Genomic DNA, 13,242 nt, shown 5'->3' on the forward strand with positions numbered 1-13,242 from the left:
CTTCACGAGGACAGTGTCACTGTGCGCACTGCCCGGATCTTCTCTTCCGAACTCGCTGGTAGCTGTGCATTCATGACTATGATGACGACGATTGCCAACGCCGATCCAAGAATTTACGACGTATTGGTTGGCAGCGTTTTCAGCGATTAGCCCTTTTGGCCAAGGCTTCTGTCGCAGCGGCGAGCCAAACGGAACCAGGGGATCCACAATTCTCACACAGCGTTCGACGAGCGCCCCAGAAACGGACGAAAACGCACTAAAATGCAACGGCGAACTAGCGAACCTATCGATTACTTCCTGAGCAAGGGGACCGCTGCAAAAGTCGGTCAGCCGCAGCTGCCTGCAAATGATAGTAGCGAATCACACCTTCATCAAAGCTCGGGACTTCGCAAATCCCCGGCTACAATTTCGCGTCCCAACTTTTCTGCGGCACGCACCGCCTCAAACTTGCTGCGAAACGGGCCAATCGTTGATGCACTCTCGAACGGAAAGAGCAGGCGACTATCCGTCTTTCTCACTACCTTGAGCAGGCCCACGAACATTCCTCCCGCATTGATTTGATACGAGGCGTATATCGCGAAATCGTCCTCAGTCGATCCGGGAATGGAAAACCGATTGTTATGCCGGGGGTAGAGCACGATTTTTGGCTTTCTGCCTTTCGCTGCTTGCATACGCGGACCTTTTCGAGATGGTGGTCGTGCGCCGAAGGATGTGTTCGAAACGTCTGCCTAAAAACATAGGGGCAGCGTGGGTTGATCCACAACATCAGCCCGCCGCAATTTGCGCACCACCTCGACCACCTGCGGTTTCGATCCTACACGCAGAATGGTGACGCGGCGCAGCAAAGCGGACGTCTGGGTGACGCAATTCCTACGTTGGCGAAACGCGTTCTGGTTTGCCGGAATCCGGTCCGATTGGACGGGGTGTCGTGAGCGCCAGTGACCGCTCCGCGAACGGCTGAAGTCGACCCGTAAGCGATGTTCGATATACGCGATAACGGTCATTCGAAATGGTGCATCATTGATACCTTCCTCAACGATACCCGACGAAAACCGATCGATGTTTCCTGACGACATCAACGCTGGATGCTTCGAACTGTTCGACATTTGGTGCGAGCGGCGCGCTGCAGGTCCTTTGCGCCACTTGCTGCGCGCTTGGCCGCTATCAAATAGCTTGACGGATGATTGGGGTGATCTGCATGAAGCGTTACGAGCACTACGAGCCAACTGTCGAACGGAAATTTCCGATGCGGAGATGACAACAGTTGATGACTTGATCAGTGCTGTCGCCGTCATCGTCTTTCAGCGATGAACGATAGGCAGATGAAATGCGATTGCCGCGATCAGCCTGCAATGCGCAGGATTAATGGGATTCTGTCGGGACTATTTCCTGGCTTCCAGTGGGTGGATGCTGCGCATTGGAAGGCGCTTCTGCGCTGTCCGACGTGCGCGCAACTATGGGCTGTTGATGAATGGGACAAGTATCAGATTCAGCTCGCCGTCAAGATCGCAGATGAGGAAGGATGGAATGCTTCAGATGAGGCCCTGCGTAAGGGGTATCTTGCTCAGTCGCGTGGAGAGAATGCGTCCGCAAAATGCATGTGGAACGGTTGCGAGAAGAATCAGTTGAATGGTAGTGCGTACTGCGTCGATCACCTCTACGCCACTGGCGCAAGAACCTAAACGCACTGGTATAGATTCGAACCGAGGGTTGGGAAGCGAAACTTGGCCCGTGCTGACCGGCAGGCGTGCTGCTCTTCGGAGGTCGGCTGTTCGCTAATACTTGGCGGCAACCATAGCTCCGATCTTGGTATCCATGTAGTGCTCCAGCCAGTTCCTCGGGTCGCCGAGATAGGCGTATTCGAGTTCCGGGTAATCCGCCACATACTTCTGGCTTATCGGGTTCCTTAGCCATACATTCACCTCTGGCATTGGCCAACCACTGCTGACCTCGACCATTACGTTACCGACAGAAAGCTCAGCTTCGAGTAACTCTCGGAGGGAACCGGTGAGACGCGGCAAGATAACCGAAAGGTCGTAGTCGTGGATCATGAGCGTCCATAGGCTTGGGGCGTTGAACCAAGGTCGCATTGTCAACGATTTACGTCGCTTCGTCGACCGACCGCTTGTGGCCGGTCAGCGTCCGATTGCCGACCAGCTGGCAACATTCAAACTTCGGTCTGTTCGGCCATCTCGAGCGCGTCGTCAACCTCGATACCGAGATATCGGACTGTACTCTCAAGTTTCGTATGACCAAGCAGCAGTTGAACGGCCCTCAGGTTTTTCGTACGCCGATAAATCAGTGACGCTTTAGTGCGACGCATCGTGTGCGTACCGTAGGCCGTATCGTCAAGCCCGATCGATTTGATCCACCGATGGACGATGCGTGCGTACTGGCGGGTCGAAAGATGCGGCGACGCATGTATCCGACCCGGGAACAGAAAATCGGATGGAGACAGGGCTGCCGTTTTGATCCAACTTTCCACGCTGTCGCGGGTCTGCTCGGTGATCTCGAATTGTACGGGCCGCTGGGTTTTCTGCTGCATGACGGTCGCCCTCGGCGCCACGCGAGCGCCTAGGCAGACATCGCGCACGCGCAGCTTCGTCAGATCGCACGCTCACAGCTTGCTGTCGATTGCGAGATTGAACATCGCTAGATCACGGGTCTTCGCTCCCAGTTGCAGTCGAATCCGAATGGCCCATATTTCCTTGAGCTTCAGCGGCGACTTTTGCCCGGTGAGCTTGTCCTTAATCCATGGGACGTGTGCCGGGGTGTTGCTGACAGTCGCTTCCATGCCAACTCTCCTTTCAGGTGAAGGGAGAATTAGTGTGCGCCGACTGCCCTGTGGCGATACCCGACCCACTCCCGCCCCTCAGCGGACCGTCGCCAAAGTCCGCTCCGTCGGGCGAAGTGGACGCTGGGGGCGCTCCGGTCGGCAGCATCTTGTCGAATCGAATTGGAGCAGCGTTTCAATTGACGAAAGGGCGATCTGCAACCTGAAGGTCACTCAGCGCAGCCAATCGAGGTACTCAATGCGGCCTGGCCCCCTGAGCAGTCTGCTCCATCGATCGGGTACTCCCGGCGCAATCGGATATTTACTCTCCGCCCTCGCGAACCGGTAGCACGGTCTTGTACTGGACGCGCCGCAAGGTGATCGACGTGCTGACGTCGCGAACACCCTCGATGGTCGCGAGCCGCGTCATCACAAAACGCTCGATTCCCGCCATGTCGCTGGCCACCAGCCGCACGATGTAATCGAACGCGCCCGTCATCAGATAGCACTCCATCACCTCCTCGCAACCCAGCAGGGCGCGCTCGAAAGCAGCCAGCTTTGCCGCGGATTTTTCAATTGCGACCGATACGTAAGCGGTGACCGGAAATCCCACCTTCTCCTGGTCCAGAAGTGACACATATTTTGTAATGACGCCCGCCTCTTCGAGCAGACGAATGCGCCGGTAGAGAGGCGAAAGCGAAATGCCAAGCGATTCAGCGAGGTCCGCAGCCTTGACATGAGCGTCCCGCTGTAGCGCTTGCAAGATGTTAATGTCGATCCGGTCCAATTTCATTGGCTCATCGTCTCAAATAAACGTGTAAATGTGCCTAATGTTGCTACACACGGTTAATTTATTGGCTCATTTTGGCACATACGGTCGGGGCAGACTATCTAAAATTTCTCACACGACATGTCGTGTCCTGTCGCAGCAGCGCAGCGTGGCCGGGTTCGGCAGTGCGCCGCTCGCACATGCTTCCCGCTTGCTGATGTACGAGGCAAGCGTGGCCGATCTGAAACGAGCAGAGAATGCAATTGAAAGGAGCAAACGTGACTTTTTCTAATGGACAACTGGCTGGCAAAGTGGCGCTCGTGACCGGGGGCTCACGCGGGATAGGCGCGGCCATCGCAAAACGGCTCGCAAGCGATGGCGCGGCCGTGTCGATAACCTATTCGAACTCGCGTGACGACGCGGATCGCGTCATCGAGGACATCGAACGCGCCGGGGGACGGGGTTTGGCAATTCGCGCGGATTGCGCCGACGCGGAAGCGGTAAAAGCCGCGGTCGGATCGACCTCGAAACGCTTCGAGGGACTGGATATTCTCGTGAACAACGCCGCGATGTTCCGCCGCGGCCTGATCGACGACTTCCCACTGGAAGATATCGACCGGATGCTGGCCATCAACGTCCGGAGCCTGCTTGTCGCCATTCAGGAATCGCTCCGCTTCATGGAAAGAGGCGGGAGGATCATCAATATCGGCAGCATCAGCAGCGACTACATGCCGATTCCGGGTGTGTCTGTCTACGCCGCGACGAAAGGTGCGGTAACCAGCATGACGCGTGCGCTGGCAAGGGATCTTGGCAGTCGGGAAATTACGATCAATAACGTCCAGCCCGGACGAATCGATACGGTGATGAACCCGGCCAACGGTCCGATGGCCGACCAGATCCGGGGCTCAATTGCACTGGGCCGGTACGGATCAGGCGACGATATTGCGGGACTTGTCGCCTGGCTGGCAAGCCCCGATGCGGCGTTCATAACGGGCACCAGTCTGAAGGTCGATGGGGGCACAAGTGCTTGAGCGGCTCAGGTCGAACGTGAACGGCCGTTCGGACCCGCGCCATCGCAACGCCGTAGATAGCCTTCAATCGAACCGGGTATACGTATGCTTTTCGCTCTCCTATTAGAACGCCTCGACCGCTGGCTGCGGAATACCCACCGGACCCGCTGTGATGAATACCTCGCAGCTTCGAAGGATATTGCCGAGCTTGAGCGTCGGATGAAAGAGTGCGACGGTTAGCTCGGGCCGACGCCGGTCGCGAGCGATTCACGATAACGGCGCCAATGCCCCGCTCTATGCCCGCCGCGAGGGCGACTCTTCTGAGGACAATGCGTCGTCGTTGCCATTTCCCACTTTCGAGGCATGGAATTTCTGTGACAGATTGAGTGGCGGGTTTGGCCAAGGTTGCGACGTGTATCGTCGGTGCGCAGCTGCCGGTTACTGATGGCGAAGCCGACACCCGAATGTCAGGCCCACGCCCCAGGCGAACGACGCTTCATGGCCCACAGCCCGGCTTGACGGTAGACATTCGCAGTTGCCCCTCAGCCACCTCTTCATCATCGGATATCTCACTCGAGAAAGGAAAACCCAGCTCTGCATAGGGTGGAACGACCGGGTACGGCCGCGATCTGTGCATGGCCGTCGACATGATCCGCCCTTCAACGTTGGCCATGGCCGTCGCGGCAGTCAATTGACGCCAGAGCGGGCAAGTGTTTGTGAATGAGTCGGCGCAGCGACAACTACAGATAAATGCAACAATAAAATGCAGTCAGCGCCCTTTGAAACTCATCCTGTGACATGGAGGCGAACATGCTGGAAATCGCGAGAGATCGGGTCATGGCAACGGTGAACGAGATTCTCGAATTCCGGCTGACCGCGTCTTTTGTATCGGGCCTGGCGAGCGCCGCGCTTACTATCTGTCCGGTGCAGGCGCAGGTACAGTCGCCGTCGTTCGAGCCCTTCGCCGTCCCGACCGGTAGTGCGCCACATGACGTCGCCCCGGCACCCGACGGCGCCGTGTGGTACACCGCGCAGGCGCAGGGCGCGGTCGGTCGGCTGGACCCGCGTAGCGGCAGGATCGACCGGATTCCGCTTGGCGATGGGTCGGCACCGCACGGCGTGATCGTCGGTCCCGATCGCGCGGCATGGATCACCGACGGCGGCCAGAACGCGATCGTGCGCGTCGATCCGAAGACGCTCGCCGTCACGCGTTTTCCATTGCCGAAGGACCGGCCGAACGCCAATCTGAACACTGCGGTCTTCGACAAGCAAGGGCATCTGTGGTTTACCGGCCAAAGCGGCATCTATGGCGAGCTCGATCCGAAGCGTGCCAGCATGCGCGTCTTCGATGCGCCGCGCGGGCACGGCCCCTACGGCATATGCGTGACCCCGGATGGCAGCCTGTATTTCACGTCACTAGCGGGAAGTTATCTCGGCCGCATCGATCCCGGAAGCGGCGCAACGCAGGTCATCGATCCGCCGACGCCGGATCAGGGTGCGCGCCGTGTATGGTCCGATTCGAAGGGGCGTGTCTGGATCAGCGAGTGGAACGCAGGAAAAGTCGGCGTATTCGATCCAGCGACGCGTCGATGGCGCGAATGGCGCCTGCCCGGCGACGATCCCCATGCATACGCGATATTCGTAGATGACCAGGACGTCGTCTGGCTCAGCGAATGGAGCGCCAACGCGCTAGTGCGCTTCGACCCGCGTACTGCGCGGTTCGACGTGTTTGCGCTGCCGCGTCTACACGCGAACGTACGTCAAATGATGGGCCGCCCAGGAGAAGTCTGGCTGTCCGAGTCTGGCACCGATCATCTGCTGCGCTACCGCTCCCGCGCAGCAGATGCCAGCGGGAATTGACGACGCACTGACCAGGCGCGTCATCCACTGTTCAACAGAGACTATGAGCGAAAACTTTGGACAAAAGGTCGTTCCTGGCGGTGAATCGGCGGGGCTTGTTGATGCTGCATGCAACACCGTCGGTGAGACGACTCAGGCCCGATGCGCAGTCGTGATAGTCGTCGACGGCGCGGCTGGTTCGGGATATTCGGTGACCGGTCCTCCGGATGCGCAGGTGTTGCTACCGGACATCTTGCAGCAGATAGCTGATGTATTGCGCGGACAACTGGTGAAGAGCTTGCAGTAGTAGGACGGATACGCCGCCGACCCAGTCGCGCTTGACCCACCAGCCACGAACGGCGGGTAAGAGCACAGCAGCAGCCGTTCAGCTTGGCGCTGCGACAGTCGCTTCGTGGCCGGTTCGCGCCGACCATAACCCGCATAACTCACAAAACTCAAACAGTTCGAGGCGCTACTGCGACGCCCATATCCGGCGTCCCCAGCGATCCTCTGCTTTCAGTTTGCTTCCAGCAATCCACGAGAGAAGGGAGCAACGCACGTTTGTCTACAAGTCGTCATATATGGCCGGGATACTTCTTACCGCCCCTTACCGTGAAGCGTGCCGTATCGATGGCCGTTTCAAATGACAACGGCTGAGTGTCGGCCGGATATAACGCTTGATGACAAGGAAATAAATATCGTGCGCCTTAAAATGCTTGTGGCAATTTCTGTCTTTGGGCTGGCCTGCGTGAATGCGCATGCCGACGGACTGACGCAAAGTGGTTTCTCGCCTCTCTATCTCGGCGTGGACTCGGAAGTCGCGACAGTACCCTCTAATCCCGCGACTGCTGGCGGAGCACCGACAGTCAGCCGCGCGTATGTCGTGCGCGTCGATCTGTGGGCGCCGGGTGTCTCGCTGACGACCACCGAACATAGCGGCCCGCTCAGCACGACGGCCGAGACGATCTCGCAGTTCGCGGAGCGAAAGAAGGTGCGTCTCGCGATCAACGCCAACTTCTTTGCTCCGTGCTGCAACGCCGCCGCGGAGCCGAAGACGGTGATCGGCCTTCTGGTGTCCAACGGCCAAGTGGTGAGCCCGCCGACCACCGATCCGACGCAAAGCGAGGCGGTGCTCGCAGTGACTCGCGAGAATTCTGCGGAGATCGCGCAGGCGCCGCAGATCAGGCTTCCGTCCGTCAATACGGCGGTCGCGGGCTCGGCAATCATCGTTAAGAACGGGCAGGACGTGAGCGCCGCAAGCCCGAGTGAAGGCGATCCGTTGAATCCGAATCCGCGCACGCTCGTCGGCTTGTCAGACCATGGCCGGTATCTGTACCTTGTCACCATCGATGGTCGCTTGCCTGGGTACTCGACGGGCACCACGAATGCGCAGTCGGCGGCGTTGATGCTGGCGGTCGGCGCGACAGACGCGATCAATCTCGATGGTGGCGGCTCGACTGAGCTCGTGCGGGCAGACGTGCCGGGGCAACCGTATATTGTGAACACACCGAGCGGCGGCGCAGAGCGCTTCGATGCGTCCGCGCTCGGCGTCTATGCGAGGCGCCTGCCGTTCTGACAACTGGCTTAGCGAAAGGCGGAGAACCCGGCTTGTCACAGCCGGGTAAGCGTGCGTTCTGAGAGCGGCGGCCGTGGTCAGCGTCGCCGCGATCCGGGCCGCGTCCTACACCACCGGAATCTGTGCAGTGACTGCTCCGTGCGGCGTGCTCGCCGCTGCCGCGCACGTGTTGCAGAAGCAGGCGAGCATAATTTACGCGGATCGACCGCGAGCATTCAGGTCTGCTGCGCGACCGGGGTGGTTGGAACGTCGACCGAGCCAGGGAAGTTATTGTTGGCGACGAGGTTTGCTCGCGGAGCAACGGTCGCCGATACGCTTCGGTCCACAAACGTTAAATTGCTCGCATTGCGATTGGGGGCTGCTGTCGACCGTCTCTTGATGGCCGCTCACTGCCCGTCGAATTTGCGGACGCCGACCTGCGGTGTGCAAACCGTTCGGGCCTATGGAATACACTCCGCGCGCGTCTTTTACTAAATGCTTGAGTCGTAAAAAGATCAATAGTTCATACCACAGCTCCGCCTATACTAAGCAATACTAAATCCGGCAATCGGGCGGACGTGAGATCGAGTAGGAAGACGAAGCGGGCGACATTATTTTTTAGACCGCGAGGCGCAATCGTGGACGCGTCAGCAACAGAAAGATTTGACGTCGTGGTCGTTGGCGCGGGTCTCGCCGGCTGCACCGCTGCGCGGCTGTTTGCGCTGAAAGGCTTGCACGTCGCGCTAGTCAAACACCACATCGACATTCAAGCCTTCAAACAGTTATGTACGCATTTCATCCAAGCGTCGGCCACTCCGACGCTACAGCGTATGGGTCTTGACCAGCTAATTGAGGATGCCGGCGGGGTGCGTAATGGCATTGATATTTGGACCCGCTACGGCTGGACCGGAGACATTGCTCCGATCGACAAAAGCGGCGAGCCTGTCTTCGGCTACAACATTCAGCGCCGGACCCTTGATCCGATTTTGCGCCGACTGACGACGAATACACCGGGAGTCACCACGCTGTTCGGCTGCGGCGTGCGTGCGCTGGCGAAACGAAACGGTGTCGTCAGTGGTGTCGAACTGGGCGGATGCCGGACGGACTTGGTCTCGGCTCCGCTGATCGTCGGCGCGGACGGGCGAACTCGCCGCTGGCGCCGCTCGCGGGCATCAAGCCAGATTTCTCGGAGAACAGCCGTTTCGCCGCTATTCGCGCTTATTGCGGTGTAGCACTGCGACGCGGAACGTGCTCGCAGATGTGGTTGCGTGGTCCGGAGACAGGGTACGTCTTTCCCAACGATGATGGCATCACGGTGATCGCCTACATGGCGACCAAAGACAGGCTCGACGGCTTTCGCGCCAATCCGGGCGAGGCACTAGAGCGAAACATGGCTGGATTTCCCGATGCACCCGATCTGTCTGCCGCCGAGCCTCTTGGCAGCGCGCTGCTCGTCAAGGACTATCCGAATTTGTGGCGACGACCGGTAGTGGGCAACATCGCGCTGGTCGGCGATGCCTTGATGAGTGTTGACCCCCTCTGGGGCGTCGGCTGCGGCTTTGCATTTCAGACAGCGGAGTGGCTCGTCGATACGCTGGCACCAGCTCTCCAGCAGGGGCGCCCGATCGCACCTGCACTGCAGAGCTACGCGAAACGTGTGTCTCGGGAACTGAATGGACATCGCTTTTTTATACTTGACTATGCGCGGCGGCACGGCTTCAACGCCATCGAACGGCTCAACTTCTCGGCCGCGGCGAAAGACGTTGCATCCTCAAGACATCTGCATACCTTTGGCGCGCGCCTGATCGGTCCCGCTAGGTTCCTCGCACCTGGTGCTCTGTTGAGGGCCGCATGGGTGGATCTGCGACGGCCCGCTGCGCCCTCCGCGCAACCCGATGCAGCGGTCTGAGTGGTAACTTTTCGCTAGCTCGATTTTCCCCATGGAGGCTTATGAAAAGGACATCGGTCCGCGTCGATGGAATCACGTCGCCCCTGTTGGAGGCGGGTCCGCGTGAAGCCGTCGAAGCGGTCGTTTTCGTGCACGGCAATCCGGGGTCGATTGCTGACTGGACGCTGCTCGCGGCCAGTGTGGGCGAATTCGCCCGTGCGGTGGCCATGGATATGCCGGGTTTCGGTGCTGCGGACAAACCTGAGCAGTTCGACTACAGCGTGGGCGGATATGCTCGCCACCTCGGACGGTTGCTGGCCGAGTGCGGTGTCGAGCGTGCTCATCTCGTCCTGCACGACTTTGGCGACCCGTGGGGACTTGCATGGGCCGCCGCGAATCCCCGCGCCATTGCGAGCGTCACATTAATCGACACCGGTGTTCTGCTTGATTATCGATGGCACTATCTCGCACGCATCTGGCAGACGCCATGGCTGGGTGAACTGTTCATGGCCACGACTACGCGCGCAGGAATGCGACTACTCCTTCGGCATGGAAACCCGCGTGGCTTGCCCGTCGGATACGTAAATCAGGCATTCGACAGCTTCGATGCCGCAACTCGGCGCGCCGTGCTGCGGCTGTATCGCAACACCCGCGACACCGATGTCGCCATGCAGTCCATAGCAAACGCACTGCGCCCGCTGGATCTACCGGCGCAGGTGATATGGGGTGCTCACGATCCCTATATCTCCGTGGACTTTGCCGAGCGACAGCGCGAGGTTTTCCCCCGGGCCGAGGTGTCGATCCTATCCGATAGCGGGCACTGGCCTTTTATCGACAATGCCGACGCCGTCGCCAGCACCATCGTGCCGTTCCTGCGCAGGCAGTTGGGATCACGCTGAACCGATTCGAACCACCCGCAGTGAAGATACTGGACGATTGTGACCAGCCGCTTTGCGGAAGGCGGGAACCGAAGGACGCGATTGAATGGCTCTTCATGGACGGGCTCTGCCTGTCGGCGATAGGGCGGCACGCGACCCTTCACGGCCGTTGGAGCCGGCGCAACGTGAAAGGCCGCTTCCACCAAATCCAGGGGTCAGTCGTATACCCATGCTGCGCGTTAAGTCATGGGCCTAAAACGTCTTTCGACCGGACACGCTTCTTGTCGGTCGCAAATGTCCGTTGTCGAGAAACCCTGAAGAATCTCGTCGTCCATTCGCGCGCGCCCAAATTCAAGGTGACGACCGGCCGAAAGTAAAGCGTAATCGCGAGGGATGAATCTGTGAGGGTGCGTTAGCGCACATATCAGCCACATCGGACGATCTTCGCGGATCGTAATCGCATGAAACTTGCGTGACTGAGATCAATTCACAGCGGAAGCGATCCAACTAACTGCCGTGCGCCTCGCCGCTCAGTTCAGTGCGAGTTAACTGCGAGAGGGGATAACTCCACCAATCCCGATTTCAAGCGATCACGATCATGAACAGGTTGGACACGGCCATACAACTTTTCTTGACACATGCTGCAGTACGATCGGACCTATTTAACCATGCGGTCCGCACGATTGCCGATCTCTATCTATTCAAGGGCGTCCTGCCTCTCGCTATTCTGTATGCCATCTGGTTCAATCCAGGCATTCGAAAGCAGTGGCAGCGGGAAATAGTGGTTGCAACTATTTTTAGCGGCCTGCTAGCGCTGTTTTTCGGCAGAATTCTCGCGCACTATCTGCCGTTCCGCGCCCGCCCCGTGTACGACCCTGGTTCGCACCTGACGTTTCCGTTAACAGGTACTTCGGAAGCGGTACTTCGTACCTGGAGTTCGTTTCCCAGTGACCATGCGATGTTGTGGGCGTCGATTGCGATGGGAATTTTCATCGTTTGGCGATGGGTGGGTGTCGTCGCGTTTCTGCACTGCGCGATTTTCATCTGTCTTCCGCGCGTCTATCTCGGCTTGCATTATCCGACCGACGTTCTAGCGGGGGCACTACTCGGGATAGCTGTTACCTATGTCACAACCCGAGAGAAAGTTAGGGTGCGGTTCGCGCCAACGCTCGTACGGTTAATGGACGAATTCCCGGCCGTTTCCTACGCCTTCGCGTTTGTGTTCTTCTTCGAACTTGCGACTATGTTCGATGAGCCGCGGGAGCTTGCGCAATCGCTTTTACGCGTCCTGTGAAATGGCCCTTTGAGGACTAAAGGGCTAGACAGTTAGCCATACGCCCCGCCATTGATATGACGTCCTTAGTTAGGCCGATGACGCGCCGGGGACCGTGGGCGTGCGACGGTCCGCTGTCTGGGGCGAAGTCGACTTTCGAACGCTCATATGGAAGCGTGAGCGAACGTCCGAAGCTTGCCGATCACTGCCTCATGCAAACAGCATGGACTCCACGAATCTCATACGGTCGCGATCGGCAGTACGCGACCCCAACGCGGCCACCGGACCGAGCGCCGTCTCAACGGCAGCTTGTGAGGTCCAAGGGTCATCCGTTGAGACGGTCGATGCGGCTTGGTTAGGCACACGTGTCGTCGAGCGCCTTTCTACGAGCTAGACCCGTTTTCTGTCTCCACAGGGAGCCGCGTTTTTGGGACCGGCTTGGTAGGGGCATTGGGCGTCCCACACTCTTCCAAGGCCGCTATGGCTTTTTTTGCGAGTGCAATCGTCTCCTCGCATGCAGCGGGATCGTAGATTGACTCGCATCCACCGCCGTTATTGACGCGTGCCAATGCGTTGCGGGCCTTTTCGAGGGCCGCCCCTGGAGAACCATTGTCCGAAATTAGCGCCGCTACATTAAATGCGCTGCCGGCCGGGGTAACGACCCAGTCTGGACAAGCAGGTTTCGCGTGGGCGCCGATGGCAACGAAGATCAAAGAAAGACCAGCGGCCGGCCAGCGGCGGAGCCATAACTTGGGGAAATGAATCATAAGCACCACCAGGCTGGCTTTTTAAGGAATTATGGAATCCCGAAGAATTATTACGTTTATTTCAATTAATTCATTTTATCCGGGTATTTTCTTTCAATTGCAATTTTTTAACTTTCAATATGCAAGCTTTACAATATACAAAAGATGGGCAAATGCAAGCAAATCCATGCAGGTGAATCTGAATTGCACCCGCTAAGGCGGAGCGCAAGGTGATCGCTGACAGCGATAAGGTCAAGTAGTAGAGATCCTATACAAACCAAGCGCCGGTATCGCGACAACGGCTTCCAGGTCGGATGTGAACGGACACAGGAATATGTTCTTGCTAACCCCCATGGAATGCAGGCAGCCGTTAAATGGAAGGCCAATGACGCGAACTATTTTGAGGCAACCCTCTTAGAGAAGCTTTTCCATAAAGCGGTCCGAGCGGCCACTTGAAAATGTCCGTTGTGTGTGCGAAGTCGACGTTCGAATGTCCGGGCAACGGTGCTGG

The 13,242-nt window shown here is 58.3% G+C and carries 14 protein-coding genes and 1 pseudogene; 11 read left to right on the plus strand and 4 right to left on the minus strand.

Going from position 1 to position 13,242, the window contains the following annotated elements; all coding sequences use genetic code 11:
- Nucleotides 1-371: 371 nt before the first annotated feature.
- Entirely contained in the window at nucleotides 372-671 is a 300-nt protein-coding gene (locus JWR14_RS28535) for a DUF6723 family protein (protein ID WP_299715680.1), read from the minus strand.
- Nucleotides 672-1,059: 388 nt separating this feature from the next.
- Between JWR14_RS28535 and JWR14_RS28540 the strand changes: the two genes are divergently transcribed.
- A complete protein-coding gene (locus JWR14_RS28540; RefSeq protein WP_299715683.1) occupies nucleotides 1,060-1,311 on the plus strand; it encodes a hypothetical protein in 252 nt (83 codons plus the stop codon).
- Between the two features lie 11 nt (nucleotides 1,312-1,322).
- A complete protein-coding gene (locus JWR14_RS28545; RefSeq protein WP_299715686.1) occupies nucleotides 1,323-1,682 on the plus strand; it encodes a hypothetical protein in 360 nt (119 codons plus the stop codon).
- A 93-nt stretch (nucleotides 1,683-1,775) separates the two neighbouring features.
- Here the strand turns inward: JWR14_RS28545 and JWR14_RS28550 are convergent, their stop codons facing one another.
- From JWR14_RS28550 to JWR14_RS28560, 3 genes and pseudogenes are all read right to left on the minus strand, one after another.
- A complete protein-coding gene (locus JWR14_RS28550; protein ID WP_299715689.1) occupies nucleotides 1,776-2,051 on the minus strand; it encodes a hypothetical protein in 276 nt (91 codons plus the stop codon).
- 116 nt (nucleotides 2,052-2,167) lie between these two features.
- Nucleotides 2,168-2,794 (minus strand): annotated as a pseudogene (locus tag JWR14_RS28555) (tyrosine-type recombinase/integrase).
- 301 nt (nucleotides 2,795-3,095) lie between these two features.
- Nucleotides 3,096-3,566 (minus strand): Lrp/AsnC family transcriptional regulator, encoded by a 471-nt coding sequence (locus tag JWR14_RS28560; protein WP_299715692.1) that lies wholly within the window; start codon nucleotides 3,564-3,566, stop codon nucleotides 3,096-3,098.
- Nucleotides 3,567-3,820: 254 nt separating this feature from the next.
- Between JWR14_RS28560 and JWR14_RS28565 the strand changes: the two genes are divergently transcribed.
- The 9 genes from JWR14_RS28565 to JWR14_RS28605 all read left to right on the plus strand — a co-directional run bounded on the left by JWR14_RS28565 (nucleotide 3,821) and on the right by JWR14_RS28605 (nucleotide 12,006).
- On the plus strand, nucleotides 3,821-4,573 hold the full coding sequence (locus JWR14_RS28565) for a 3-oxoacyl-ACP reductase family protein (RefSeq protein WP_366144609.1): 753 nt from the start codon (nucleotides 3,821-3,823) through the stop codon (nucleotides 4,571-4,573).
- An 84-nt stretch (nucleotides 4,574-4,657) separates the two neighbouring features.
- Nucleotides 4,658-4,792, plus strand: coding sequence for a DUF3563 family protein (locus tag JWR14_RS28570; protein WP_299715698.1), 135 nt, complete (start codon nucleotides 4,658-4,660; stop codon nucleotides 4,790-4,792).
- Nucleotides 4,793-5,362: 570 nt separating this feature from the next.
- Nucleotides 5,363-6,412, plus strand: a complete 1,050-nt coding sequence (locus JWR14_RS28575) for a lyase (protein ID WP_299715701.1) — start codon at nucleotides 5,363-5,365, stop codon at nucleotides 6,410-6,412.
- A gap of 43 nt (nucleotides 6,413-6,455) precedes the next feature.
- The gene (locus tag JWR14_RS28580) at nucleotides 6,456-6,698 is read left to right on the plus strand and encodes a hypothetical protein (protein ID WP_299715704.1); all 243 of its coding nucleotides are present in this window, start codon (nucleotides 6,456-6,458) and stop codon (nucleotides 6,696-6,698) included.
- Nucleotides 6,699-7,091: 393 nt separating this feature from the next.
- Nucleotides 7,092-7,967 (plus strand): phosphodiester glycosidase family protein, encoded by an 876-nt coding sequence (locus tag JWR14_RS28585; protein ID WP_299715707.1) that lies wholly within the window; start codon nucleotides 7,092-7,094, stop codon nucleotides 7,965-7,967.
- Nucleotides 7,968-8,584: 617 nt separating this feature from the next.
- Complete coding sequence (locus JWR14_RS28590; protein WP_299715710.1) at nucleotides 8,585-9,178, plus strand: FAD-dependent monooxygenase; 594 nt, start codon at nucleotides 8,585-8,587, stop codon at nucleotides 9,176-9,178.
- Nucleotides 9,179-9,210: 32 nt separating this feature from the next.
- Complete coding sequence (locus tag JWR14_RS28595; protein ID WP_299715713.1) at nucleotides 9,211-9,855, plus strand: hypothetical protein; 645 nt, start codon at nucleotides 9,211-9,213, stop codon at nucleotides 9,853-9,855.
- A 41-nt stretch (nucleotides 9,856-9,896) separates the two neighbouring features.
- Nucleotides 9,897-10,733 carry an alpha/beta hydrolase gene (locus tag JWR14_RS28600; protein WP_299715716.1) on the plus strand — a complete coding sequence of 279 codons (837 nt, stop codon included), beginning with the start codon at nucleotides 9,897-9,899 and terminating at the stop codon, nucleotides 10,731-10,733.
- Nucleotides 10,734-11,310: 577 nt separating this feature from the next.
- Nucleotides 11,311-12,006 carry a phosphatase PAP2 family protein gene (locus JWR14_RS28605; protein WP_299715719.1) on the plus strand — a complete coding sequence of 232 codons (696 nt, stop codon included), beginning with the start codon at nucleotides 11,311-11,313 and terminating at the stop codon, nucleotides 12,004-12,006.
- Nucleotides 12,007-13,242: the final 1,236 nt, after the last annotated feature.

Origin of the sequence: Caballeronia sp. (assembly GCF_028292365.1) — a bacterium.
Taxonomy (GTDB): domain Bacteria; phylum Pseudomonadota; class Gammaproteobacteria; order Burkholderiales; family Burkholderiaceae; genus Caballeronia.

What these genes read in the sequence shown, in the direction of transcription:
- JWR14_RS28535 (WP_299715680.1), bottom strand. Translation starts at nt 671, where the DNA reads ATGCAAGCAGCGAAAGGCAGAAAGCCAAAAATCGTGCTCTACCCCCGG.
- JWR14_RS28540 (WP_299715683.1), top strand. Translation starts at nt 1,060, where the DNA reads ATGTTTCCTGACGACATCAACGCTGGATGCTTCGAACTGTTCGACATT.
- JWR14_RS28545 (WP_299715686.1), top strand. Translation starts at nt 1,323, where the DNA reads ATGAAATGCGATTGCCGCGATCAGCCTGCAATGCGCAGGATTAATGGG.
- JWR14_RS28550 (WP_299715689.1), bottom strand. Translation starts at nt 2,051, where the DNA reads ATGATCCACGACTACGACCTTTCGGTTATCTTGCCGCGTCTCACCGGT.
- JWR14_RS28560 (WP_299715692.1), bottom strand. Translation starts at nt 3,566, where the DNA reads ATGAAATTGGACCGGATCGACATTAACATCTTGCAAGCGCTACAGCGG.
- JWR14_RS28570 (WP_299715698.1), top strand. Translation starts at nt 4,658, where the DNA reads ATGCTTTTCGCTCTCCTATTAGAACGCCTCGACCGCTGGCTGCGGAAT.
- JWR14_RS28575 (WP_299715701.1), top strand. Translation starts at nt 5,363, where the DNA reads ATGCTGGAAATCGCGAGAGATCGGGTCATGGCAACGGTGAACGAGATT.
- JWR14_RS28580 (WP_299715704.1), top strand. Translation starts at nt 6,456, where the DNA reads ATGAGCGAAAACTTTGGACAAAAGGTCGTTCCTGGCGGTGAATCGGCG.
- JWR14_RS28600 (WP_299715716.1), top strand. Translation starts at nt 9,897, where the DNA reads ATGAAAAGGACATCGGTCCGCGTCGATGGAATCACGTCGCCCCTGTTG.
- JWR14_RS28605 (WP_299715719.1), top strand. Translation starts at nt 11,311, where the DNA reads ATGAACAGGTTGGACACGGCCATACAACTTTTCTTGACACATGCTGCA.